This window comes from Chryseobacterium indoltheticum, assembly GCF_003815915.1.
Taxonomy (GTDB): Bacteria; Bacteroidota; Bacteroidia; order Flavobacteriales; family Weeksellaceae; genus Chryseobacterium; species Chryseobacterium indoltheticum.
In genome coordinates this window covers 588310-611857 of sequence record NZ_CP033929.1, presented here as the reverse complement: position 1 = coordinate 611857, position 23548 = coordinate 588310, and the positions used below count along the sequence as shown (strand labels likewise).

The window sequence follows — 23548 nt, the reverse complement described above, 5'->3', positions numbered from 1 at the left end:
CTTTTAAAAAGAAACTTCATTTACCTCTTTTCCGCGTTGAAAATTCATCGTTTTCTGATTTCCTTTGTACGCAATATTTACAAGGTTTATTTGCTTAGGAAATGCACTTAAAAGTATTGTATTTTTTATCTTTAAACTATTGATGTCAGAAACACCTCCTGTTTCAAAATATACCCAAACCGTTTCTCCGCTTACCTGACTTCCTGTGAAAGTTAAAGTTTTGGGAGAACCATTTACAAATACATCAAAGTTATTGTTTACATATTTTTTTACTTCAGCTTCGAACCCTGCGGTATTTCTGTTGATTTTAATAGCGTCAGAAATGTGGCTTGTATTCATTTTCGTAGTAAACTTCAGAGTTTTACTGCCGTCGATATAATCTGCTTTAGTCATCGAAGAGAAGAAGTCTGCCACCGAAAAACTCATCAGCATCATCAATGTAAAAACACTCGATATATATAAAAATTTTTTCATCTCAATTTATAGATTTACAGCATATTGCTAAATAAGTTTGCTCAAATTTAATGCCAATTAAAAGTTAACGTTTACAGAGTACTTATCATAAAAAGCCTTTATATGAGCCACGGCCTCGTCTGCACTGTCTACCACACGGTAAAGATCAAGATCGCCTTCAGAAATCATTCCTTCCTTTAGAAGAGTTTCTTTAAACCAATCCAATAAGCCACTCCAAAATTCAGATCCCACCAATACGATCGGAAAACGACCTATTTTATTGGTCTGAATTAAAGTAATTGCTTCTGTAAGCTCATCTAATGTTCCAAATCCTCCGGGCATTACGATAAATCCTTGCGAATATTTTACAAACATAACCTTTCTTACGAAGAAATAGTCAAAATTCAAAGAATATAATTTATTGATGTAAGGATTAAAGTGTTGCTCAAATGGTAAATCGATATTCAAACCGATCGATTTTCCTTCTGCAATAAAAGCACCTTTGTTCCCGGCTTCCATGATTCCCGGGCCTCCTCCAGTAATTACTCCGAAACCTATTTTGGTGATTTTTTCGGCAATTTCAACAGCCATTTCATAATATTTGCTTTCGGGTTTTAGTCTTGCAGATCCGAAAATAGATACACAAGGTCCTATTTTAGCCATCTTTTCGTAGCCATCTACAAATTCTGCCATTATTTTAAAAACCATCCAGCTGTCTTTCGTAATGGTTTCGTCCCAGGTTTTTTCGCGTAAACTATTATGTAATATAGATTCGTTAATATCTAATTCTGTATTCTGTAAACTCTCGTCTCTCGTTCCTTCAGTTCCCATTCAAATTATTTAAAATATTTCTCTGCTTCAATTACAGATTCTGGTCTCCCAACGTCAATTAAAATGCTGTCGTGTACAAAACCGTGTATTTTTTCGGTCTGCATCAGATCCAGATATTCTTCCATCACAGAAAACTTTCCTTTTCTTTTTATTTTATCAAAAATCACCGGATTAATGCAATGTACCCCGCTAAAAGCCAAAGGTCTGAATCCCTTGTTAAATTCTGCAAGACGCTGCTCTCCGGTCTGTACATTGAGCCAGCCTCGTAAAACCAAGTCATCATTGAACAACAGTTTTCTCGAACTTTCTCTGTCTGAAACCGCTAATGTAGCAAAATCTTTAATTTCTTTATGATAGCCTACAAAATCATCAATATTGATCTTTGTCAGAATATCGGCATTCATAATCAGGAAATCTTCACCGTGATTGAGGAATTCTTTAGCAAAAATCAAACCACCGCCGGTTTCTAAAAGTTCATTAGATTCGTCGGAGACCTCAATTTTACAGCCGAAATTATCGTTTTCTTTTAAAAATGCAACAATTTGATCCCCAAAATGATGAATATTGATCACAAAATCAGTAATTCCAAAATCTTTGAGATATTTTATATTTCTTTCTAAAAGCGGAACGCCGTTTACTTTGGCCAAAGCTTTAGGATGATGATCTGTAAAAGGTTTCAGCCGTGTTCCTTTTCCTGCTGCAAAAATTAATGCCTTCATAAATTATGGGTAATGAATAATTGGTAATGAGTAATGCATTAAGTATAAATAATAACGAAGCTAAAATATTACTTATTGCACATCACTTATTACTTATGATTAAGTTGATGTTGCTCGTCGTGATGAAGGCTGATTTCTACTTTTTCGCCGTATTTTTCTTCAATAAAATGAGCAATTTTAATGGCCGAATATACCGATCTATGTTGTCCGCCGGTACATCCGAAGTTGATTTGCAGGTTTTCAAAACCTCTTCCCAAATAGTTATCTATATTGATCGAAACTAAGCTTTTAATCAATTCTAAAAACTGAGGCATATCGGTTTTTGTTTCTAAATATTCCTGAACTCCAATGTCATTTCCGGTCTGAATTTTATATTCTTCAACTCTTCCTGGATTTAAAATTCCTCGGCAATCGAACGTAAAACCGCCTCCGTTTCCTGAATCGTCTTTTGGAATTCCTCCTTTTTTATACGAAAAACTGTGAATGTCTATGTGTAGCATAATTATTTGTTATAATTGATTGTTGATAAAATGAATATTTTTTTAAAGTTTTAAATTCTCTTTGTCTTTCTGTAGGAATCTAAGCGAAGTTAATTCTATTCAAGAGTCGAGATTCCTGCGGAATGACAAACCTTAAATTTAATCAACCTTACTCCTTAATGGTTCAAAATCTCATTTATTTTAAGTTTTGTTTTTTCAGAACTCAGTTGTTCTATTATTTTTCTCAGTTCAGGATAATTTTTCATCTCATCCCAGTTTTGAGAAAATTCTGTAATATTTTTTATACCTTTTTCAATACTTGCAATGAAATGTGGCTTTCTTTGAATAAGTCCACGAAAACCATAAGCGCCCAAAACCTGCAAAAACCTCATCATCTGAATTGGCTTTACCGAGTTTCTTAGTTGACACTGAATTTCTTTATCCTCAAATTGTTGAATGTAAAAATCAAGCATTTCGTTTTTGAAATTTTCAGGAAAATTGGCTTTAGCCTGAAACAAAAAAGAAATGACGTCATACATTAAAGGGCCTTTCATTGCCGACTGGTAATCGATAAAAGCAACTTTATTTTTATCATTCACCATAATATTTCTTGCCTGAAAATCTCTGATCATGATGCCTTTCGGCTCAAGATTTTCGATGAGATTGATAATCTCTTTAAACTCTTTCAGTATAGAAGATTTGTGATATTCAACCTCTAAAACATCCGCAACAAAATTTTTGAAGTAATACAAATCATGCATTACGGGAAGCTCATTATAACTTTCATATTCAAAAGCATTTTGAAAGTCTATTTTCCCATTGGTTTGCTGCTGAAGCTGATAAAGCTCCTTCAGCGTTTGCTTTACCAGAGTCTGTACATTTTCTGATAAACCTTCTTCAGTAATAATTTCTGAAAATGTTTTTTCTCCTAAAAATTCCTGAATATACATTTTCCGGTCGTTTGAAACAGAAAATATTTTTGGTGTATTGAGATTCAATTCAGAAAAAATTTCGGAGAAGTATAAGAAGCTTTCATTTTCAGCGATATTCTCATTGTAGGTAATGATGTATTTCCCGATTTTATTTTGAGCCACAAAATTGACTCTTGCAGAACCGCTTTGAGCTAACGTAACAAACTGAGTTGATTTTTCACCAAAATGGTTTTCAAAAAATCTTTTTGCGTTGTGAGAAGTCATAATATGGTAACAAATATACTAATTTACGTGCTAATTGCTATCTTTGCAGCATGTTAAAAGACTTTAAGCCTGTTTTGGGTATTCTGCTGCGCTTTATCATCATTTATTTGGTGCTGCTTTTTGCGTACCAGTTTTATCTCACCACTTTTAAGGAGCAGGGTTTAGATCCTTTTTCTCGTATGATAACGAAACAGGTTGTGTTTTTACAGACTTTAATGGGATTTCCTTCTGCTCTTTATGATGACGTCCCCAAACAGCAGGTTTGGTTTCATGTGAGAACTAGGTTTGTTACCCGAATGGTCGAAGGATGCAATGCTATTTCTGTGATGATTCTGTTTGTGTCTTTTATTTTTGCTTTTTACAAAGGTGCCAAAACTTTCGTTTTTGTAGGAATAAGCCTGATTCTACTTCATATAATGAATGTCTTAAGAATCACAGGTCTTAATATTGTTTGTAGTGATTATCCTCAATACAGCAAAATGTCGCACGATTACGTTTTTCCTGCAATTATTTACGGGAGTGTTGTTGTGCTTTGGCTTGTCTGGATTAAATTTTTTGCTTTAAAAAATGAAAATTCTTAGTTGGTTTTTAGTCATTGTAGGAGTTTGCGGACTCATAAGTGTTAGAATGCTGGAAGACCAGATTTTCTATGATCCTTTTCTTAAATATTTCCATGAAGCAGATGTGCAAATTGCTATTCCTCAGTTTGAATGGGGAAAATTGATTCTCAGCCATATATTCAGATTTCTTTTAAACCTTTTTTTCTCGTGTGTAATCATTCATTTTTTATTTAGAAATAAAATCTGGACGATACAGGGAGCTATTTTAATTTCTATCTTTTTTGTCATTACCTTTCCGATATATCTTTACTGTATTTCAAACCGGTTTGAGATTGGCCATCTTTTCTCTTTCTATATGAGAAGGTTTGTTATTCAGCCTTTGATTATTCTTTTGATTGTTCCTTTGTTTTACTACAGAAAGCAGATGATGTTGAGGAATTCAAATTATTAATTTGTAAGAATCTAAAATATTAAGATAGCGCTCATACGGAGCGCGTCGTTGTTTTTTGTTCTAATTGCTACACAGATGTCACTCCTACGGAGTGTTTTGTAGAATTAATACGGATGATTATGTATAAATTTAATAAGTAAATGAATTATTCTCGTGAAAAACAGCAACTATTTTTGACCACATTACCGTAAACGTAATTTTTTATACATAGTTAAACCTCACAGGTTTTAAAAACCTGTGAGGTTTGGGTTTTTATAGCCCCCATCGCAGCGGTTACCCCGCAACAAGAACGGAAAAGCGAAGGAATCAGCCAGACAAAGCGGATGTGTGAGGAGTATGAGCGAAGAGCGGGAATCAGCTTCTAAAATAATTATTCAATGGTATGTTTCTCGACTCTTGTTACATTTTCTGCCGTCCACTCTACTCTTTTTACGAATGGTTGTTTTCGAACAGGGCAATCCATAATCTGGCAAACAGGACAAGATATGGTTTTGCAGTCATCCATATGGAAGTTGAATTCGACCGTGCGTTTGGTATTGTTTGCTAAAAGAAGTATGGCCTGCTCCATCTCTTTGTGAGCTTCGCGAAGGCTGTAATAATAAGGCAAAGTGATGTGCGCATCGATGTGAAGTGATGAGCCAAACTGCTGGATTTTCATATTGTGAATGTCGATCCATTCCGTATGTCTGTTTTTCTCGAGAAGATCAATAATGTTGTTTAAAAGTTCGGGATCTTGCTCATCCATAATCCCACGAAGCGACTTTCTAACGATTTTATAGCCTACGAAAATAATATAGAAGCCGAATATCAAAGCAACCACAGAGTCTATCCAGTATATTTTGGTGAAGTAAACGATGATTAAACTGATCACAACACCCAATGTAGTAACGGTATCTGACTGCAAATGTTTTCCTGACGATATAAGAACCAAAGAGTTTTCTCTCTCTCCTTTTTTAATTGAAATATACCCTAAAATATAGTTGATAATAGCGGTTGCAGCGATGATCGTAATCCCCCAATCTAGTTCACTAAGCGTCTTTCCTGTAACCAAACTGTTGATACCTTCGTAGATAATCATGATTCCTGCAATGGCAATCAATGCACCTTCAATTCCGGAAGTGACAAATTCTACCTTACCGTGACCATAAGGATGGTCTTCATCTTTTGGTTTTGAAGCTAAATGTAAAGAATACAATCCCATGAAAGCACTGATAACATTGACAATACTTTCCATAGCATCAGAAAAAACGGCATCGGAATCAGTGAGTTTCCAGGCGATTATTTTTCCGATGAATAGAATAACTCCAAAAGCGGCGATCCATTTTTGAAATCCTATTTTGTCTTTGTTGATATTCTTTGTTATCATTTTTTTGTCTTGAATTACTTTGTTCAATATTTTTACCATTAAAAATTCTCAAAAAGTATTTCCCCAACCCTAAAGGGTGTAATTTTTGAGGTTTTTTCGAAGAAATTTCGCTCCCTTTAGGGTTGGGGGAACAAAATTTCGTGATAATGAGTAATAAGTTAAAATCTATTTTTATTTGATAAAAAAAAGAATCTCTTTTGGAGACTCTTTTCTTTTTTGTTAGTTTATACTAAGTTGTTTGCTACCAAGTATTCTGCAATCTGTACTGCGTTGGTTGCAGCTCCTTTTCGGAGATTGTCTGCTACAATCCAGAGATTGAGCGTTTTGGGTTGCGAGAGATCTCGTCTGATTCTTCCAACGAAAACTTCATCTTTTCCTTCGGAATAAAGCGGCATAGGATATTCGTTGTTTTTCACGTTATCCATTACTACAACTCCAGGAGTTTCTGATAGAATTTTTCTTACCTCATCCAATTCAAATTCGTTTTCAAATTCGATGTTTACACTTTCAGAATGTCCTCCCTGTACCGGAACTCTTACTGCAGTTGCTGTTAAATTAAATGTATCGTCACCTAAAATTTTCTTAGGCTCTTTCATTAATTTAATTTCTTCTTTGGTATAGTCATCATCAGAAAATACGTCGCAGTGTGGCAATGCATTTTTGAAAATCTGATAAGGATATACTTTTGCAACAGAATCGTCACCGCTAATCTCTCCGTTTAATTGATCCACAGCAGCTTTTCCTGTACCTGTTACAGACTGATAAGTGGAAACAATAACTCTTTTTAAATCATATTTTTTATTCAACGGACCTAAAACCATTACCAACTGAATGGTAGAACAGTTTGGATTCGCAATAATCTTATCTTCTTTTGTCAGAACATCAGCATTTATTTCCGGCACTACTAATTTTTTAGTAGGATCCATTCTCCAGGCTGAAGAATTATCGATAACGGTAATTCCTGCTTCTGCAAATTTTGGAGCATATTCTAAAGATGTATCACCTCCTGCTGAGAAAATTGCGATATCAGGTTTGGCAGCTATAGCGTCATCGATGCTTACGATAGTATAATCTACCTGTTTATACTTCACCTGTTTACCAATAGATCTTTCCGAAGCTACCGGAATTAATTCTGTTACAGGGAAATTTCTCTCTTCGAGAACTTTAAGCATAACTTGGCCAACCATTCCCGTTGAACCTACTACAGCTACTTTCATTGATTTAATTAAAATTTAAAGATTAAAATATTTAAAAATTATAAACTCATCGTTTATAATTCATAACTTAAAATTACTTTACGCTCCAAAGACTCTCGTCCATGGAAATGCAAATGCAAATAAACCTACTGCGATCAATCCCATGATTACAATTCCTAAAGAAATCGTATCATTAGATTTTACTTTTTTGTTGATAATGGTCATCAAAACGGCAGCAATTAACATAGAAAACGGATGCTCTACATATTGGAATCTTAAATCAGCATTTTTCATTACCGCTCCCATATCTAATCCTTTTGTAAAATTCATAATCAGCATCACAATACCAATTAAGAATTGTACGTGGAAGAAGATCATTGTAAACAGGGTGATTTTTTTCAAAAACTTGTTTACTTTTCCGCTATATCCGAACATTACTGTTAAGAGAGCGATGATAAATAAAGCGGTTAATGCAAGCTCCAGATAAGCAAATCCTTTGTGTGCATTGAGTAAAATTTTGTAAAGATCCATACTTCTATTTTTTTCTATTTTTAAAGTATACAAATATAAAAAAATCCCAGCGATAAAGCTGGGATTTGATATGTAATAAACTTGAATTTATTAGAAGTTGAAAGATAAATTGGCTGCCCAAGTTCTTCCGAATCCGAAGAATACTCTGTTTGAAGTGTCAATTCCTTTGTAGAAATTCGCTGGATTGTTGATGTAAGCATCATATTTCTGTTGTGCTGTTGTTGTTACACCACCTGTTGTTGATGTTGTAAAATCTCCCACATTTTTAACAAAATTATTTGTTGCTCCATCAGCGATGTAAGTAGTGTCAAATAAGTTGTAAACGTTTGCTCCTACAGTAAAGTACTGAGCTGTGTTTTTTAATCTGATTTTAAATGACGCTCCTATATCGAAAAGATTGAAATCCGGCAATTGAAGAGATCCTCTTTCTTGATTAGCTACAGTTGTAAATGTTGCAGCATCGATTGAAGAATACAATTTACCAACATATCTCCAAGTACCATAGATATTAAGGTCTTTCACTGGTCTCACTGTAGTACCTAAAGATGCAGTAACTTGTGGAATACTGTTACTACTACTTCCACCAACTTTTACACCGTCTAGATAAAGTGTATTGGTAGTTTTTGTACCAACTACAGCAACTGGGTTGTTGTTATCATCAAAATTAGTTCCTGTAGCGTTACCTTTATATTGGTAGTCACCATAAGACAACATACCTTGGAATTCTAAGAAATGGAATGGTTTGTAAACCGCATCTACCTCTACTCCCATGTGAAGTTGAGTAATTCCACTGATTTCAGAATATCCGTTAACTGTACCAACACCTCCAGGAGCAGCTGGATCAGCAATCTCAAATATTTGATTGCTTCTTCTCAACCATCTGTCTTTCCATTCGGTTCTGTATAAGTTAACATTTGCTGATAATTTAGGTGATCTGAAACCGTAACCAATTTCTGCAGAGAAAATTTTCTCATTCGTTAAGTTAGGATTTACAACTTGTAAGTTACTTGGGTAAACAGAGTTCATAAAAGGCTGCTTGCTGTAGTATCCAATATTAGCAAATACATTGTGGTAATCATTAATATTATAGTTTGCACCCCCTTTTACATTATATCCAAATAAATCTTTGAATCCTGTTTTAGTATTAACCGTTTGCCCTTGTTGCATGGTAACACCATCTTTTACAAAGTTATCAATTCTTTGATAAGATTGGTTTGAAACTGATCCCTGTAAGAATGCAGATAATTTATCTTTAGTATATTCTACTTGCGCAAAACCACTGTACCAAAGAACTTCTCCGTCATTACTATATCCTATTTGGTCAGAAATAGGTGCTGTGCTTCCTCCGAAAGGATTCCAAGAAAGTTTTTTGTAATCGTAAACATTGCTTGCTACGTAAGGAGCAACATTAGCATTTTTGTTTTCTTTGTATCCTGTAGCACCATAAAGGTCAGATACTACCTGATAATGATAACCGTAATAATATCTGTCATCAGTTCCTACTGAGAAACTCCAGTTATCGTTTACTTTATGCTGGAAATTAGCTAAAATACCATACCAGTTGTGAGAGTTAATACTTGCTCTACGAATCAAAGTACTGTTAGCTGGTGTTGAAGGATTATTTAAATTAACAGCCGCGTTAGCTGCAAAAATTGCATCATAATCAAAATGTCCAGTGTTATCATAGAAACCAGTCATACCTTTATTTGCAACTCTACCTAAGTCACCGGTACCACCACCTCTACCGTTAGACATATATAAAACTGTACTTAACTTAGACTTTTCATTCATCGTCCAGTCCCAGTTTACCATCATAACTGGCTTTGAATAATAGTTTGATCTGTTTGCAATTGCATATCGATCACCATTAGCCGCAGTTTTATATCCGAAATCAGAATTATACTGTCTATATGGTGTATTATCGTTGTCTGGATTAAATTTAATATAATTAAAAATCGTTGAAGCGTATGTTCTTTGATCGTGCCATTGTGGAGAAGACGTCAAAGTAAACTGGAAGTTATGCTTTTTGCTAGCCTCCCATCCTAATGCAAAATAATAAGCATATGATTCAAAATCAGTATTTTCAATATAAGTACCTCCAGCTGTTCTACTCATCAAAAATGATGAAGCCCAGCCATTATCACTTTTTCCGGTATTATATGCAAATGAAGTTTTCAAATAATCATCATTACCTACTCCAAGTCTTATAGCACCTCCTTTTTTCATGTCAGCAGTACGAGTGATAAAGTTCATCGTACCCCCTACTGAAGCAATTCCTAATTTAGAAGAACCTAAACCTCTCTGAACTTGCATCGTACTAGTCACATCAGCAAGACCAGTCCAGTTAGAAAAATAAACTGATCCACCTTCCATATCATTTACCGGCATACCGTTTACCATTACTGCGATGTTTCTTGATTCGAAACCTCTCATGGTAATACTACCGTCTCCAAAACCTCCTCCAGATTTTGTAGCGTACACTGATGGTGTTGTGTTTAAAATCTCAGTAAGTTCCTGATTTCCTAATCTTTCGATGATTTGTGCCGCTTTGATAGTAGAAGCAGCAACTGGTGTTTTTCTATCTTTAGCGATATCAGTTACACCTTGTAAAATAACTTCCTCAATGTCTTTAGACTTGGTTTTTACCGTGTCTTGAGTTTCTTGTGCGTAATATACACTTGCCGTAGAAAGCGTAATTAACACAGTTAGCATCGATTTGTTGATTAATTTCATAATCGTAAGTAATAGTTAGAATTAAATTTTATGCAAAATTCGACAAATTAAATTTAACTATTATTAACTTAATGTTAATTTTTAACTATTCTTAACAAATGATAAAGCATTGATTATCAGAATAAAATACAAAAATTGAATTATGAGGTGAAAAAAATCATATTATTTAATTTTTAACAAAATACCATTGTTTTTATTAAAAATACAATGTTTTACATAACAGCTTTTAAACTTAAATCAATATTTTCTGCCGAATGAGTAAGGGCTCCGACAGAGATATAAGTAACTCCTGTGGTAGCAATTTCTTTTAGCTGATTTCTAGTAATTCCTCCGGACGCTTCACTTTCACATGACCCATTAATCAGCTTCACTGCTTTTTTCATTGTAGCCACATCCATATTATCTAGCATGATTCTGTCTACTTTTGCATTAATAGCTTCCTGTACTTCTTCAAGATTTCTGGTTTCGACTTCGATCTTCAGTTTTTTCTTGGATTTTTTAACGTAATCTTTGGCCATTTTCACAGCATTGGTAATACTCCCGTTATAATCAATATGGTTGTCTTTCAACATAATCATATCGTATAATCCGTATCTGTGATTTGTTCCGCCACCGATAGCAACTGCCCATTTTTCACAAACTCTAAAGTTCGGGGTCGTTTTTCTGGTGTCTAAAAGTTTTGTTTTTGTACCGATTAATCTAGAATCCCAATCGTGGGTCAAAGTAGCGATACCGCTCATTCTCTGCATACAATTGAGAACCAGTCTTTCAGTGGAAAGAATCGACCTTGCGCTTCCGGTGACAATAAATGCGATGTCACCTGTCTTTGCTACTTCACCGTCTTTGATGTATGTTTCAACTTTTAAATCTTTATCGAACGTTTTAAATATAATTTCGGCCAGTTCAACACCTGCCAAAATACAGTTTTCTTTTACCAGAAGTTTCGCACTTTGCTCAAGATCTTTAGGAATTGTTGATAAAGTAGAGTGATCTCCGTCCTGAATATCTTCTTCTAAAGCATTTTTTATGAACTGCTTTAAAACTTTATCGGTAGCGTAGCTTGGTCTTTTCATGATTCTTATGTACTAATCAATTATGCTTGAACTAAATCTTTATTGTAAAATGCTCCTTTATTTTGTGTCATTTCCATCGATTCGCTGATAATCAGATGTGCAACTGTTGTCAGGTTTCTTAATTCTGAAAGTTGAGGCGAAAGGATAGAGTAATGATAAATTTCGTCAACGGCGGCAGCGATTTCTGCATGTTTCTGCAATGCCATTTTTAGCCTGCTGTTGCTTCTTACAATCCCAACCAGATTGCTCATCATTTCCTGAAGCTGTTTTCTGAGATAAGAAACAATAACCATTTCATCAATAATTTTCATTCCCTCTTCATTCCATTCGGGAACAGCTTTTAGATCATCAAAATTAAAATTGTTTTCTTTTAATAATTCTACCGTTTTCATCGCTGCATTATGACCGAAAACCAAACCTTCCAATAAGGAATTGGAAGCCAATCTGTTTGCCCCATGAAGACCCGAGTTGGTACATTCTCCGACAGCAAATAAATTATTTATTGAAGATTGCCCGTCTTTATCAACGTCGATTCCGCCCATCAGATAATGACAAGCCGGGACTACCGGAATAAGCTGTACGAAAGGATCTATTCCTTCACTTTTACATTTTTTATAGATATTCGGGAAATGTTCCAGAAACTTTTCCTGACTCATCTCACGACAATCTAGACCGACAAATTCGTCACCTGTAATTTTCATTTCGGCGTCGATAGCTCTTGCAACGATGTCTCTGGAGGCCAATTCTTCCCTTGCATCATATTTATGCATAAATTTTTCACCTCTTTTGGTTCTCAATTTTGCGCCGTCACCACGAACTGCCTCAGAGATTAAAAATAGCATACCATCAATCTTGCTGTACAAAGCAGTGGGATGGAACTGATAATATTGCATATTGGTCACTTTTCCTTTTGCACGGGCTACGAAAGCGATTCCGTCTCCGGTCGCAATCGTTGGGTTTGTCGTATTTTTATAAACGTGACCTGCGCCGCCTGTGGCAACTAAAGTGATTTTAGAAGTGATTTTTTTAATTGTTTTTGATTTCTCATCCAAAATATAAGCACCATAACAATTGATTTCGCCCTCATTTAATTCTTTTCCGGGAACATGATGCTGTGTAATGATATCGATTACGTAATGATGATCGAGAATTTCTATTGTCGGACTGTTTTTAACTGTTTGAAGCAATGCTCTTTCAATTTCAAAACCTGTAATATCTTTATGATGAACAATTCTGTTTTCGGTATGCCCTCCTTCTCGTCCTAAAGCAAATTCACCATTTTTCTTATCAAAATTGGCGCCCCACTCTACAATTTCATTAAATCTTGCAGGAGCTTCTCTCACCACCATTTCTACAACATTACGCTTATTTTCACCGTCTCCGGCTCTCATTGTATCTTCGATATGCTTTTCGAAATTATCATTTTTAGAATCGGTAACCACCGCCAAACCACCCTGAGCATATTTGGTATTGCTCTCGTCTTCGTCTGATTTTGTTACAATGATTATTTTGGCATCGGGAAGCTGTTCTGAAACTTTTATGGCATAAGAAAGTCCGGAAATTCCGGAACCAATTACTAATACATCCGCTTTTATCATATTCTTGCTTTAAGACAATCGTCTAAATATTAAATAAATTTAAACAATTTTTCGTTTGGTTTCCTTACTTTTTTCATGTTTTGAAACTGATCTTCTTCCGATCTGTATCCCAAAGCCAAAGTAACCGTTACCTTTTCTTTTTCAGAATTTATATCTAAAATTTGTTCAATTTCTTCTTGTCTGAACCCTTCCATCGGGCATGTATCTATATTTTCTATTGCTGCAGCATACATTAAATTGGCCAAGACAATATAGGATTGTTTTTCTGCCCAGTTCAAAATATCGTCATGTTCCTGTCTGCTAAAATGACCTGTAATGCTTTTTCTGAATAAATCTAAATGTTCCACAGGTTGATCACGCACTTCAGAAATATGTTTAAAATAACCATCAAGATATGTATCCTCTATATTTTTTTTTGAAACTAAAACAATGAGATGCGAACATGTAGAAATTTGAGAAGGATTGTAGAAAGCTGGTATCAACTTTTCTTTTATTTCCCGGCTCTGTACTACGAATATTTTATAAGGCTGAAGCCCCAAAGAGCTCGCCGCCAGTTTACCGGACTCAAGAATATTGAGAAGGGTGTCCTGCGGAATGATCATTTCGGGATTAAATTTTTTCACAGAATATCTTCTGCTTAAAGCTTCCAAATAATTCATAACAACAAATTTAAGAATTGATGCTGAATAAAGCCTCTTTTAAATAAGATTCTATTTGGAAATTTTATAAATAAAAAAGATCTGCCTCAATGGTGAGACAGATCTTTTATAAATCTAAATGAATCAGCTAATTACTGACCTTTAATTTTGAAGTCATCAATTTCCCACGTTGCCGCTGCGGAAGTAGTTGAAGTATATTTGAATGCAATTCTTACATTTTTCCCTAAGAATGCTGAAAGATCTACATTTCCTGAGCTTACCCAGTCACCAAATCCGCTATTATTCGTATCTAACAATGCTGGTAAAGCTACCCAACTAGTTGTTGCGGGATCTCCTGTATAATTTTCTGTAGCGTAAACCTGAAGAGCAGGTCCAGAATAATTTACGTCAGATGTAAAACTTACTGCTGCTTTGGTTTTTCCTACTAAGCTTACTGCTTTAGAAATCAGCCAGTCTTCGTTAACATTATTTCCAGAAGCAAAACCATTCATTATCGCATAATAATTGGTTCCGTTGCCTTGGTTTGAAGTTTTCCAAAACTGATTTGGTCCGGTCACATTTGCAGTTGCCCAATCTGAGCTGAAACCTCCTGCTGCAAACTCTTCTTTATATAATACAGGAAGTGGTACATAAACAGAGCCGTCACATCTGGGGTTATCAAGATCCGCCCCTAGAATATCGGTAATCCACAACTGGTAAGTGCCATTAAATACGCTTAAAACACCGTATACATCACCTTTTCCAGCTTCAATAACCTGACCTGCAAAATCAGCAAAATTACTCGTTCTCAATAAAACTTTATTTCCTGAACAGTCTTCTAAAGTTTTGTTAGTTACCGCTCCAGAAGCATATACTTTTTCTAAATCTCCGGCAATAAATTGAAGATCTTTGATCTTAACCCATCTCCCAACATCAGCCATCGTAAACTGAGTAATTGTTCTTTCTGTAGCAGTAACTGCAGTAATTGCTTTTTTAGAATCGAAGAAATATTTGTAAACATCTGCCTCAGCGATTCTACCAACAGCTCCACTGAATGGAACACCCAACTGAATTTCTCCATTAACAGCTCCTACATATAAGTTTTTAAGTTTTACATAAACTTCTTTACCTAAAATAAATCTAGGATCATTGTACATATCAGATTTGTCGATATTAATTCTGATACCTCCTGTAGCATCTTCAACATAAATATATTTGAAAAGGTTTCCAGATTTATCATTAGCGATTACTTTTGCTTTTAATACAAAATCACCTGTAATTAAAGTAAGAGGACTCGCTGCCAATTGTTTAACCTCAGCAACAGTTTTTTGAGTTAAACCATTATCACTGTATTCACAAGGGTTTGATGCAATACCATCGATTCTTGGGAATTTAGTCATGTCTAGATCTGTAACTTTGTTGATGTACATTTGGTAAGTACTGTTGAATTTGCTATAAATACCTACAAATTTACCATTTCCTGATGGCAAAGTTTGATTAGCAAATGATGCATAACCACTATTTCTTACCACTCTGGCTGTTGTAGTACTGTTATCTCTAATAATTCTATCAACAGTAACTCCATTCGGAGCAAAGTTTGTACATAAGATTCTATTGTCAAATTCAGCATTATTCATCTGAATTAAACATCCGATATACTGATCGTTTGCAGAAACCATCTGCACTGAAGTCATAATCTTAGGAATAATATTTTCTCTAATAGAGCAAGACCTAAAAACCCTAGACGGAACAAGTTTTTCAGGAATTCTTGATACTGAAGTTGCCTGTGTTTCAGTTCCGGTTTTTACACCTAATTGCACAACACCACCATAAGTTCCCAAAGCCAATCCTGCAAGTTTCACATAGATTTTAGAACCCTGAGGATATTGTGTATAAGTACTTACAGCATCTACACTGATGACAAACCCTTGTGTAGGATTTTCAGGTTTATCCTGAATATAAATTGTTTTGTAAATATTTCCTGTTTCATCCGTAGACGAAACATATCCTTCTATTACATCTTTTGAATCATCTGGAAAAACAAAAGCTGTAGTTGCCGTAGAAGCGTATTTTGCTCTCAGTTGAGTAAGCGTCATTGTTGCAGTAAGATCTGCACATTGATACCCATCAAGATTGGGCTCGTTATATTTATCATCGTGTACACAACCGGTAATTACCAACGCTGCAATCATCACGAAAATATATTTTAGAATAGAATTATATTTTTTCATAGTTGTTTTGTTTTAGAATCTTAAATAAACATTTGTAAAGAATGTTGTTCCTCTATCATACCAAAGTTTTGGTCCGAAATAAGGTGTTTGTCTCTGAGACTCTTCAAGAACTTGCGGAAAATTCGCAGCTCTACCTTGCTCAAAACCTCCAGTCACATAATTTCTGTTATTCAAAATATTATTTACTGATACACTGATCCCCATTCTGTATTTACCGATAAGGAAAGATTTCCCTGCATTGGCATTCAGCATAAACTGATCATCAAATTTGGTCTGTCTTGTTAACTGCTGAATAATCTCCGGAGTAACTCCCTCGTAAGGATCATTCGTTAACGGATTGGTGTACATAGCAGCCGTTTTATTTAATGCTGAGAAATCAAGATACTGATCCATCAAATAATTTGCTGAGGCACCTACCCACCAATATTTTGGCGAATTGTATTTTAATCCTAAAGAAAATGCTTTTTGAGGAGTACCGGCAACTTTATAATCCTTGATATTTGCAGAACCGTAGCTTCTGAAATTATTTAAATCATCAAATGAATACACTTGTGGTGTATTTGTGTATTTATATTCCCCAACACTCGCAACACCAGTCGCATTCAATGTAGGAGTAATTTTAACATCAAAACCTAGTTCTGCTCCCATATATCTTTTATCAACTCCGCTCATTGCCTCATTAATCAAAGTATTTACAGATCCTGTTTCATTACTTACCGCAGCATAATATCTTGAAATTTCTGTAGAGTTGCTTATTGTTGTATAATAAGCTGACAATCTTAGTTTAAGAACTTGCCCTCTCATTATGTAACTCAAGTCATTCGAATTTATAACCTGATTTTTAACTCCGGGAGTCAAATAATCTACCGCTCTCGGGTTGATGTACAATTCATTAAGTGTCGGAGCTAAGCTAAAGAACGCACCATTATAAACGATGAAGTTTTTACCATTGATTTTATAGGTAATTTTACCTTTAATACCTGCATCTAAAGCATCATAAACCTTACTTTTCCCTTTAGAATTATCTTTAAAAGCTATAATTCCGCTTCTGTAATCACCTTCTCGCTGAGATTGTGAGTAAGAACTGAAGATAGATGCTACAACATTAAATTTATTGAAATCTACTTCTGACGAAACATTTAATGAATAATGATCTTTCAAAAGCTCATAAGAATACTGTGTTCTGTCGCCTACTCTTACTTCTGTATTTGCATCATCCGTATTGTACTGCACATCGTTGTTGAATGCATTAAGATTGTATGCAAAATTTGCTCCCAATAAATCTTTAACTCTTCTGAAATTATCTGATCTTAAATTCTGATAATTAAAATTGATATTTAATTTCCAGTTTTCCTTCAATCTTGTATCGAAGTGAGAGGCAAAATTGAATGTTTTATCTCTATTTACATCTTCCACAATGGTATAAACAGCACCTCTTTGAGAGCCATCCATATTTTGATTGTTAAGGTAGTTTGCACTGTAAAGGCTGTTCCAGTCTATTTGTGACTGTGCTCTGAATTCGTCTGCAGTGTAATTACCAAAACTCGGTAATTTTCTGTAATAAGTAGGGTTAGGATCTGCTGCGTGGAACCAGTCTAGTCTGCTTCTTGCATCGCTTCCGATTTGGTAAGAAACAGTATTGATCCAGTTTGAGTTTTTACCTATTTTTAAATAATCAGTAAGCATAAACATCGGTTCGAATACTTTTCTGATTCTCGAGTTTCTTTTTTCACCATCTTGCCATCCCCAATATGAGTTGTAATCTTTACCCATAATATCATAAACCTCCTGAGTATTTGGAGAGTTTGATGCTCTGTAAGTAGGAGATCCAAAGCCTGTAAAGTTAATAGAGTGTCTTTCGCTGAATTTTTTCTCAACTGATGCAAAATAAGCATAAGCATCCTGATAAACTCCATCAATAATTGCATTATCTCCCCATCTTCTGCTTCCAGAGAATGTAAATGCCCACCCGCTTTTGCTCATTCCTGAAGAATAAGTGGCCATCGCTCTGTGCAAATAACTTCTGTTGGTAAATGAATATGCTAATGAAGTTTGTTTTCTGTAAGAAGAAGCTCTGGTATTGTAATAAGCAACACCTCCCAAGTTACCAAAAGCATATTCTGAAGGTGTAATATTATCTACATTTTCGTAAGGATATCTTGTTACATCATTCAAGCCGCCCCAGTTATTGAAGTCGATTCTTCCGTCATCATTTTTTGACATCGAAACACCATTAAACATCACATCTTCAAAACGATTATCTACCCCTCTTGGTCTAAACCAATAAGCACCCAGCTCGAAAGCAGAAACATTCTGAAATGCATCTCTACCTGAACTTAAAAGTCCTACTGTAGGCTGCATAGCAGAACCTCCGTCTTCAGTATCAGTTGCAGAATCATCAATCACAACAACTCCGGCATCTGTTCCCAAACTATTGTCTAGTACAATAACACCTAAGTCTTTTCTCTTCTCATCAGCCGTCACATCAAACTCTAAAACTTTAGATTCAAAATTTGGTTTTGTAACAGTAATAAGATAATGTCCTGGTTTTAAATCCACAAACTGAAAGTAACCGATTTTGTCTGCAGTTACATCATCAACAGATTGTTCAAGATCAACCTCTGCTCTCTCTACCGGTTTACCATCCTGACCTTTAATATACGCAAAAACAGTGGTTTGCGCATAGTAATATGATGCAGGCAATAATGTAAACAAAGAGATTAGGGATAGTTTTTTAATCATAATAAACTTATTTTTTCACCTTCTTTATTTAAGGGGCAACAAATTTAGTATTATTTTCATCAATTAAAACATTTACAGTACTTTATTCTATTAATTATTCTTAACAAACCGTAATGATCCTAAAAAAACTGACATTTAGATCAGAAATCCCAAAAATAGTGTTACGATAATTTAATGTCTGTATAATCTAAAAAATTGTAATTTTAGCGCCTCTATTTTTTGAATATTTTAATAACATGAACATGAAAAAATATATTATTCTTCTGGCTGTATTATTTTTTAATTTTGGGTTTTCTCAGCAGAAACAAGTTAAAAGAGCAGCCGTAGCTTTCCTGAATGTAGAAAATCTTTGGGATACCATACCATCCGCAGACTATATTGACGGAACACTCCCTTTTTCTAATCCCAAATTTCACAGAAGCGTACCCATCGATTCTTTAAAATTTTTAGAAACTACAGAAGATTACAAAGGAGAATGGAGTAATGAGCTTTTGATAGGAAAAAAGGTGATACGTCATCAAATCTTAGCGACCGACTTTACGGCAAACAGCCCTAAAAGATGGGGAACAAAGTATTATAATCAAAAATTAGCCAATGAAGCAAAAGTTATTTCTGAACTTGGCAGACAATATACCAATGACAACCCTGCCATCTGTGGCCTGATTGAGGTAGAAAACAGACAGGTAATTGAAGATCTTATTAAACAGCCGGTTTTAGCGAAAAGCAATTATGGTATTGTACACTACAATTCGTACGATGCCAGAGGAATTGACATTGCACTCATTTACCAGAAAAACAGATTTTTAGTTCAAAATTCTTACACCAAAGAAATAAAAGCTTACAACGAAGATGGAAGAAGACAATACACAAGAGATGTTTTGGTAGCAGTCGGACTTCTAGATGGTGAAAAAATTGCAGTTTTCATGAATCACTGGCCATCAAGAAGCGGTGGCGAAGCAGCTTCTCAACCAAGAAGAAATGCAGCTGCAGTCGTTTTGAAAGCAGAAATGGCTAAATTATCTGCAGAATATCCCGGAATAAAGTTAATCTCAATGGGAGATTACAATGACGATCCGGTAAGCCCAAGTTTGAAAAAACATTTAGGTGCTGTAGAAAATCCCGACGAATTATCTGATAAAACTCCTTACTATAATTTAATGTACAAATTATATAAAGCAGGAGTTGCATCTTTAGCATACAGAGATGCTCCCAACTTATTTGATCAGATTATTATTTCTCAGAATTTATACTCAAAGGAAAAACTTACTCCTACTTACAGCATTTTTAAAGCAGAAATCTATGCACCTTCTTATTTAGTGAATAAAGAAGGACAATGGAAAGGCTACCCTCTCCGTTCTTGGGATGGTGACCGATTCACCGGTGGCTATAGTGACCACTTTCCAGCTGTTTCGATCCTTCAGAAAGAATACATCAAAAAATAAAATTAAGGCACTCTATTTGGAGTGCTTTTTTTTGTGTAAATTACTCATTATGAAAAATTTAATCATTATAATATTTGCTGTTCTTATTCCTGTACATTCATTGGCACAGAACAGCCCGAAAAACGAAAAAGAAGAATCTGCAATGAAACCTTCAAAAAATGATGATGGAGAATGGGATTTGATTGTAATAGACACGCAATTTGATTATTTTATGAATGCCATCGCAAAACCAATTAATCAATACTCTGAAGCTAATTTAAAAAGTAGAAATACAATTCTGGTAAACGAATGGAATTCTTATTACAGGTCTGGAAGATATCGAAACATCATCGAATCTTCGATAGATTATGATCCAAGAGAAAAATACGGAATCAAATTTGAGTATAAACTGTATCAGGTTTTCGCTTATGTAAATTGGAAGTACAAACTGAGAATGAGTGGATTGAGTGCGAGTGACACTTTCAGATAACATAAAAAAGGTTCAGAAAATTTCTGAACCTTTTATATTTAAAATAACCAAAGATTATTTGTTGAATAATTCTTCTACTTTATCCCAGTTTACAACATCGAAGAACGCAGATACATAATCAGGTCTTCTGTTTTGATAGTTTAAGTAATAAGCGTGTTCCCAAACATCCAATCCTAAAACCGGAGTTCCTTTTACATCAGCAATCGGCATCAACGGATTATCTTGGTTTGGAGTAGAAGTTACAGACACAGATCCATCTTCATTTTTTACTAACCAAGCCCAACCTGAACCAAATCTTGTTTTAGCAGCTTCAGAAAAATCATTTTTGAATTTTTCAAGACCACCATAATTTTCAATAGCAGCTTTTACACTTCCTACAGGTTCTTTGCTTCCTCCTGGAGTTAAGATTTCCCAGAAAAGAGAGTGATTGAAGTGACCACCACCGTTATTTCTTACAGCTGGTTTTTCAACACCTGTTCTGCAGATTTCTTCAATAGTTAATCCGTCTAGATCAGTTCCTTCAATCGCTTTATTTAAGTTGTCAACATACGCTTGGTGATGCTTTGAATGGTGGATTTCCATTGTTTTTGCATCTATTGTTGGCTCTAAAGCTTCGTAAGCATATCCTAATTTTGGTAATTCAAATGACATAAATTTATTTTTAATGTTATGACTCAAAGTTAGCCAATATTTAAGCCAATATCAAAAAGTGAAGATTATTTTAATAAATCTTTAACATTGATAATAACAAAAAGAGAGGAAAATATTGCGGAAATATTATTTTAAATTACTATTATTAAGTAAAGCTTTTCCGTTTTCGAGAAATTCAAATATCAGCTTAAAGAAGTTTAAACAAAAAAATCAGTCAAAATTTGACTGATTTTATATTTTCAAAGTAAAAATACTTTATTATCTGTTCATTGACATCAAGAACTCTTCATTATTTAAAGTTCCTCTGATGTTTTTGTTGACAAATTCCATTGCTTCGATAGGATTCATTTCTGAAAGATACTTTCTGAAAATCCACATTCTCTGAGAAGTTACTTCGTCAAGCAATAAATCGTCTCTTCTTGTACTTGAAGAAACCAAATCGATAGCAGGATAAATTCTTCTGTTGGCAATTTTTCTGTCTAATTGAAGTTCCATGTTTCCGGTACCTTTGAATTCCTCAAAAATAACTTCATCCATTTTAGAGCCTGTATCAATTAAAGCGGTTGCAATAATCGTTAACGACCCTCCATTTTCAATTTTTCTTGCAGCTCCGAAGAATCTTTTTGGTTTGTGAAGAGCATTTGCATCAACACCACCGGAAAGTACTTTCCCGGATGCAGGAGTTACTGTATTATATGCTCTTGCCAATCTTGTAATTGAATCTAAAAGAATCACCACATCATGGCCACATTCTACCATTCTTTGGGCTTTTGCTAAAACTAAATTAGCAACCTTTACGTGCTTATCTGCAGCTTCATCAAATGTAGAAGCAATTACCTCTGCATTCACACTTCTTTCCATATCGGTAACTTCTTCAGGACGTTCGTCGATCAAAAGAACCATCATATAAACTTCAGGGTGATTGGCTGCGATAGAATTGGCAATATCTTTAAGCAACATTGTTTTACCGGTTTTTGGCTGAGCAACGATCATTGCTCTTTGCCCTTTCCCGATAGGTGCGAAAAGATCTACAATTCTTGTTGACATCGTAGAATTATCTCCCGAAAGATTAAATTTCTCTTCAGGGAATAATGGCGTAAGATATTCAAAAGCTACACGATCTTTAATATATGCTAAATCACGTCCGTTAACTTCAATAGGCTTTAATAATGAAAAATATTTTTCGCCTTCTTTCGGAAGTCTTACAATTCCTCTTACCGTATCTCCGGTTTTTAAACCAAAATTTCTGATCTGTGCTGTCGAAACATACACGTCATCCGGTGACGAAATATAAGAGAAGTCTGATGAACGTAAAAATCCGTAGTTGTCTGGTAAAATTTCCAAAACCCCTTCAATACTAACCATTCCGTCGAAGCTGAACTCTTTCTTCTGTTCGTGTTGCTCCTCTTGTCTTTCAGGTCTTTCAGCATGTTGCTGTCTGTTCTGATTTTGATTAGGATTCTGGTTGTTATTTTGATTCCGGTTCTGGTTTTGATTCTGATTTTGAGAATTTCCACTGTTTTGTTGTGGATTATTTTGACCTTTTTGATTTTGAGGCTGACCTTGCTGTGCTTGTTGCGGTCTTTTAGGTCTTTCTTCTTTAGCTTGTGCAGGTGCACTTGGCTGAGAATCTATATTTAAAGGAAGTTCTAATGTTCCTTTTACTTCAATTTCACTATTTTGTGCTGGAGGCGAAACTCTTTTTCTTTTTTGCCTGTTATTAGAAGAAGCTGGTTTCTCTTCAGGAGCACTTTCTTTAGTTTCAGCTTCAGCTTTTACTTCTTCAGCAGGGGCTTCTTCTGTTTTTATCTCTTCCGGTGCAGTTGCAGGCGGTGTTTCTTTTGGCTCCGTTACCGCTTTAGGCTTTGCCGTTCTTTTTGGAGCAGCTTTTTTGGGAGCAGGTTTTACTACCTTCTCTGCCGGTTGTTCTTCTGTAACAGCAGCAGGGGTTTCTGTGGTATTGAAATAATCTTTTGTAACTTTAGGGTTGGAAGCCTGAAAATCTAGAATAGCAAAAATTTTATCATTTTCATTGCTGGTTCTTGCAACCTTAACGCCCAAATCTTTTAAGATTTTAGTCAATTCCGTTACAGATTTTGACCTTAACGTTTCTATGTTAAACATATTTATGTAAAAATGTAATTAGTTGTGAGTAAGAAAAGTAAGTCGGGTGACTTTTGTTTTCAAGT

20 protein-coding genes are annotated in these 23548 nt (G+C 34.9%); 4 read left to right on the top strand and 16 right to left on the bottom strand.

All coding sequences use genetic code 11. The annotated features are described in order from the left end of the window. Positions 1–3 precede the first annotated feature (3 nt). The 5 genes from EG358_RS02900 to EG358_RS02880 all read right to left on the bottom strand — a co-directional run bounded on the left by EG358_RS02900 (position 4) and on the right by EG358_RS02880 (position 3678). Positions 4–474 (bottom strand): DUF6702 family protein, encoded by a 471-nt coding sequence (locus EG358_RS02900; protein WP_076557244.1) that lies wholly within the window; start codon positions 472–474, stop codon positions 4–6. Positions 475–531: 57 nt separating this feature from the next. Then, complete coding sequence (locus EG358_RS02895) at positions 532–1284, bottom strand: LOG family protein (RefSeq protein WP_076557242.1); 753 nt, start codon at positions 1282–1284, stop codon at positions 532–534. Between the two features lie 5 nt (positions 1285–1289). After that, positions 1290–2003 (bottom strand): nucleotidyltransferase family protein, encoded by a 714-nt coding sequence (locus EG358_RS02890; RefSeq protein ID WP_076557241.1) that lies wholly within the window; start codon positions 2001–2003, stop codon positions 1290–1292. 89 nt (positions 2004–2092) lie between these two features. Then, positions 2093–2503: a RapZ C-terminal domain-containing protein gene (locus EG358_RS02885; protein WP_076557239.1), complete on the bottom strand. Its 411-nt coding sequence runs from the start codon at positions 2501–2503 to the stop codon at positions 2093–2095. Positions 2504–2658: 155 nt separating this feature from the next. Beyond that, entirely contained in the window at positions 2659–3678 is a 1020-nt protein-coding gene (locus EG358_RS02880; protein WP_076557237.1) for an aminoglycoside phosphotransferase family protein, read from the bottom strand. Positions 3679–3728: 50 nt separating this feature from the next. On the opposite strand from EG358_RS02880, the gene xrtF reads away from it, so the two are divergent. Both xrtF and EG358_RS02870 read left to right on the top strand, forming a co-directional pair. Further along, positions 3729–4259, top strand: a complete 531-nt coding sequence (xrtF, locus tag EG358_RS02875) for an exosortase family protein XrtF (protein WP_076557235.1) — start codon at positions 3729–3731, stop codon at positions 4257–4259. Beyond that, a complete protein-coding gene (locus EG358_RS02870) occupies positions 4246–4689 on the top strand; it encodes an exosortase F system-associated membrane protein (RefSeq protein WP_076557233.1) in 444 nt (147 codons plus the stop codon). The genes xrtF and EG358_RS02870 overlap by 14 nt, the downstream gene beginning before the upstream one ends. A gap of 370 nt (positions 4690–5059) precedes the next feature. Here the strand turns inward: EG358_RS02870 and EG358_RS02865 are convergent, their stop codons facing one another. From EG358_RS02865 to EG358_RS02825, 9 genes are all read right to left on the bottom strand, one after another. Further along, entirely contained in the window at positions 5060–6055 is a 996-nt protein-coding gene (locus EG358_RS02865) for a cation diffusion facilitator family transporter (protein ID WP_076558024.1), read from the bottom strand. A 224-nt stretch (positions 6056–6279) separates the two neighbouring features. After that, a complete protein-coding gene (locus EG358_RS02860; protein ID WP_076557231.1) occupies positions 6280–7272 on the bottom strand; it encodes an aspartate-semialdehyde dehydrogenase in 993 nt (330 codons plus the stop codon). Between the two features lie 78 nt (positions 7273–7350). After that, the gene (locus tag EG358_RS02855; RefSeq protein ID WP_076557229.1) at positions 7351–7782 is read right to left on the bottom strand and encodes a hypothetical protein; all 432 of its coding nucleotides are present in this window, start codon (positions 7780–7782) and stop codon (positions 7351–7353) included. A gap of 90 nt (positions 7783–7872) precedes the next feature. Further along, positions 7873–10515, bottom strand: coding sequence for a TonB-dependent receptor (locus EG358_RS02850; protein ID WP_076557227.1), 2643 nt, complete (start codon positions 10513–10515; stop codon positions 7873–7875). Between the two features lie 212 nt (positions 10516–10727). Continuing rightward, positions 10728–11588, bottom strand: coding sequence for a carboxylating nicotinate-nucleotide diphosphorylase (nadC, locus tag EG358_RS02845; RefSeq protein WP_076557225.1), 861 nt, complete (start codon positions 11586–11588; stop codon positions 10728–10730). Positions 11589–11608: 20 nt separating this feature from the next. Next, positions 11609–13186 carry an L-aspartate oxidase gene (gene nadB, locus EG358_RS02840; protein ID WP_076557223.1) on the bottom strand — a complete coding sequence of 526 codons (1578 nt, stop codon included), beginning with the start codon at positions 13184–13186 and terminating at the stop codon, positions 11609–11611. Between the two features lie 29 nt (positions 13187–13215). Beyond that, positions 13216–13845 carry an NAD(P)H-dependent oxidoreductase gene (locus EG358_RS02835; RefSeq protein WP_076557221.1) on the bottom strand — a complete coding sequence of 210 codons (630 nt, stop codon included), beginning with the start codon at positions 13843–13845 and terminating at the stop codon, positions 13216–13218. Between the two features lie 131 nt (positions 13846–13976). After that, positions 13977–16055 (bottom strand): DUF5689 domain-containing protein, encoded by a 2079-nt coding sequence (locus tag EG358_RS02830; protein WP_076557219.1) that lies wholly within the window; start codon positions 16053–16055, stop codon positions 13977–13979. A 12-nt stretch (positions 16056–16067) separates the two neighbouring features. Further along, positions 16068–18797, bottom strand: coding sequence for a TonB-dependent receptor (locus EG358_RS02825; RefSeq protein ID WP_076557218.1), 2730 nt, complete (start codon positions 18795–18797; stop codon positions 16068–16070). A 242-nt stretch (positions 18798–19039) separates the two neighbouring features. Between EG358_RS02825 and EG358_RS02820 the strand changes: the two genes are divergently transcribed. Then, positions 19040–20239: an endonuclease/exonuclease/phosphatase family protein gene (locus EG358_RS02820; protein ID WP_076557216.1), complete on the top strand. Its 1200-nt coding sequence runs from the start codon at positions 19040–19042 to the stop codon at positions 20237–20239. 49 nt (positions 20240–20288) lie between these two features. Beyond that, complete coding sequence (locus EG358_RS02815) at positions 20289–20708, top strand: DUF6146 family protein (RefSeq protein WP_076557214.1); 420 nt, start codon at positions 20289–20291, stop codon at positions 20706–20708. Positions 20709–20762: 54 nt separating this feature from the next. Here EG358_RS02815 and EG358_RS02810 read toward each other — a convergent pair whose 3' ends face one another. After that, positions 20763–21359 (bottom strand): superoxide dismutase, encoded by a 597-nt coding sequence (locus EG358_RS02810; protein ID WP_076557212.1) that lies wholly within the window; start codon positions 21357–21359, stop codon positions 20763–20765. Between the two features lie 258 nt (positions 21360–21617). After that, on the bottom strand, positions 21618–23483 hold the full coding sequence (gene rho / locus EG358_RS02805) for a transcription termination factor Rho (protein WP_076557210.1): 1866 nt from the start codon (positions 23481–23483) through the stop codon (positions 21618–21620). Positions 23484–23548: the final 65 nt, after the last annotated feature.